Source organism: Oleiphilus sp. HI0086, assembly GCF_001635225.1.
Genome location: NZ_LWFZ01001031.1, coordinates 1 through 1,303 on the forward strand (window position 1 = coordinate 1; position 1,303 = coordinate 1,303).

2 protein-coding genes are annotated in these 1,303 nt (G+C 44.7%); one reads left to right on the plus strand and one right to left on the minus strand.

What is annotated here, in order from left to right; genetic code table 11:
* Positions 1-715 (minus strand): MFS transporter (locus A3756_RS18435; protein ID WP_156490588.1); only part of this gene is annotated, 715 nt, incomplete at its 3' end.
* 344 nt (positions 716-1,059) lie between these two features.
* Here A3756_RS18435 and A3756_RS18440 point away from each other — a divergent pair.
* On the plus strand, positions 1,060-1,303 hold a 244-nt coding region (locus A3756_RS18440; protein ID WP_368664595.1), incomplete at its 3' end, for an MFS transporter.

Genomic DNA, 1,303 nt, shown 5'->3' on the forward strand with positions numbered 1-1,303 from the left:
ACACAGCTAAGGCTGCATACATTGGAATATTCATGAACAAGTATAGGTAAAAGTCACCCCAGCTTGTTACTTCCAAACCACCTGCTTTCTTAGGCTTAAAGTAGGTTGAACCTTTTGGCGTATCACGTACTACCTGATAGTAAATAAGGCCATAGATACTAGCAACAATACCTGTTGTACCTAATGCATATCTCCAGCCATCTTCTCCACCGTACATCATTGCCAGCGTAGGCAATAGCATAGCCGATGCAGCTGAGCCAAAGTTACCCCAACCACCGTAGATACCTTCTGCGATACCGACAGACTTATGAGGAAACCATTCGCCAACCATGCGGATACCGATTACAAACCCGGCACCAACAAAGCCCATTAAAAAGCGCATCATTGCGAGCTGCTCATAAGATTGAGCCAGTGCGAATGCTATACACACGACGCCTGCCAGTACAAGTAAAGTACTATAAACCTTTCTGGGCCCTAGTTTATCCACCAAAATACCGATGACGATACGTGCTGGAATTGTTAGCGCAACGTTCAGAATCATCAGGGCTTTGACCTGCTGACTCGACATATCAAACGCTTCTTTCATAAACACCAAAAGCGGAGCATGGTTAAACCAAACCATGAAGGTTAAGAAAAAAGCAAACCACGTAAAGTGGAGTGTTTTAATCTTGGGGTCGCCAAAAGCGAACAGGTTTATTTTAAGATCAGTGGACATAAAGCCTCCTATACAAAAAAGGGGTATGACGCTATTCTGCTTCGTGTGTAGGGTTTCCTACTTGATATGAGTCAAGTAAGGCAGGGCCTGAGAATGCCCCGGCACAGCGCATATACCTACTTTATTTTTTACTCCCTTGCCACAAAGCCAGCAGGCATCACAAAGCCTACTCACTTATAGGTAGGCGACTCATACCCCCTAACTCAAAAGGGTTAGAACAAACATGCACAAGGTTTTTTTGATTTAATAGGTATCAATCACTTTAATAGATAAACGAGCTCCTCTGTACCAACAATACCTTTGAGGATAAACCGAGTTAAACAGCCTTCGATCAGAGCGTCATAATGAATTTTGAGATCCCTGGCGCAGCCAGAGCCTTAACCATTGCCACCATAGCATTTGCTGCTAATTTTTCGGTATGGACACTCTATGCCGTTTTGGGGCTTGAACTTCAAAACAGCTTAAGCCTAAGCGCAACACAGTTAGGATTATTCTTTTCGGCCCCGGTTCTAACCGGTGCACTAGGGCGTATTCCTGCTGGCTGGCTTAGCGAGCGCTACAACCCCAAGAGCCTATTCACCCTACAAA